Source organism: Motiliproteus sp. MSK22-1 (assembly GCF_001968815.1).
Taxonomy (GTDB): domain Bacteria; phylum Pseudomonadota; class Gammaproteobacteria; order Pseudomonadales; family Balneatricaceae; genus Motiliproteus.
Genome location: NZ_MIEQ01000063.1, coordinates 1 through 1,488 on the forward strand (window position 1 = coordinate 1; position 1,488 = coordinate 1,488).

Here is a 1,488-nt window from a genome sequence, read left to right on the forward strand (position 1 = left end):
ATACAGCAGATCCAGGTAACCACTGTTCTCCAAGTTTGAATGATCCGTTAAAAACTCTGCGGAGGCGAGCATATTGGCGCTCAACTCAAGGGTCGACAGACCGTTGTTCAGTTGCTGTTGCCAGTAGTCAAATCCACATTTCTCTGGACTGCGATCCAGCACCGCATGGTATAACCGAACCAGTGTGCTGGTGGCATCGTAACGTTCGGTTTGGGTGAAGCTTTCCAGCATCTCCTGCTTGCTAATCCCGGCATCCAGCCCCGCACTCCAGTCACTCAGGTCCTGGTCGCTGATTTCCTCGCCAATCAGATCCCGTGAAATTTGTCGTATCCACAGCTCGTCAATACTAAACACATCGTTGTCTTTGACCGCAGCATCGTAACCGAGCAGGGTTTCGATTGTGTCCGGCATCGCATCGGCGTCGGCATCGTCCCGAAACAGGTCCCATTCACAGGTGGTGGTCGTGATCATACCCGGGGCACCGGGATCTATGATAATACCATTGGCTTCACCGTCTTCATCAAACTCACCGCCATCGGTTATCTCGAAATCAATCCGGGTCTTGTTGCCTTCGGCCACAATTGCCGTGGCAATATTGACCCACTCTCCCTCGCTGTTCTGTTTCCAGTAGCCGTTTACGGGGATATCGGCGTCCAGATACAGACTGAAGGTTTCAGTGGCTCCCAGCTCTTCTGCCTGAGAAACAAAGCTGATTAAGCCAAAGGGCATTTCGATTTCAGTCGGGACATCGTCGGGCGCGGCCTGCTGAGTAAAACTGTTCAGTCTTGAGGTGGAGTTGCCATTGGCGGCCTTACCTGCCTGAGAGTCGGTGACCAGGGTGACAAAAGAGCTGACAGGGTTGCCGTTATCATCGGTTTTATCAGCCCGCACCAGGGCGGTGGAGGATACCGAATTCTGCCGTGTATCGACCACACCATCGCCATTACCATCTCCGGCCATTCCCCCGGTGGTTAAGGTGGGAACCAGGGCCTCTACTGCTGAATCGATAGAGTCATTGTCATCATCAGGGTCCAGGTTGTCGTTGATACCGTCATTGTCGGTATCCTGATTGACTTCCTCGGCATCATTCTGACCGTCATTGTCAGAATCCGGGTCTTCATTGTCCGGCAGGCCATCGTTATCGGTATCCACCGTGCCACCGCCTTCATCGGTATCCGGGATACCGTCATTATCGGTATCATCACCGGTTTCAACTTCGTTGGTCAGCTTTACGGTCAGTGCCTGAGTGGTGCTGAGTCCGGTCTCATCCGTAACGCTAACCTGCAAGGCATAGTGATTGTCACCATCACTATCGTCAGGGGTCTCAAAGTCCGGGGCATTGATAAAACTCAGCTGTCCGGTTTGACTGTTAAGACTGAACAGCGCACTGTCACCCGAGTTCAGTAAGCCATAGCTGAGTGTGGGGTTCAGATCTTCATCGGTGGCTGCCAGGGTCGTCACAACGGTGCTGTTCTCAATTGCTGAGAC

1 protein-coding gene is annotated in these 1,488 nt (G+C 52.9%); it reads right to left on the reverse strand.

Translation table 11 applies throughout. The annotated features are described in order from the left end of the window. On the reverse strand, positions 1–1,488 hold a 1,488-nt coding region (locus BGP75_RS19320), incomplete at both ends, for a choice-of-anchor U domain-containing protein (protein ID WP_143821115.1).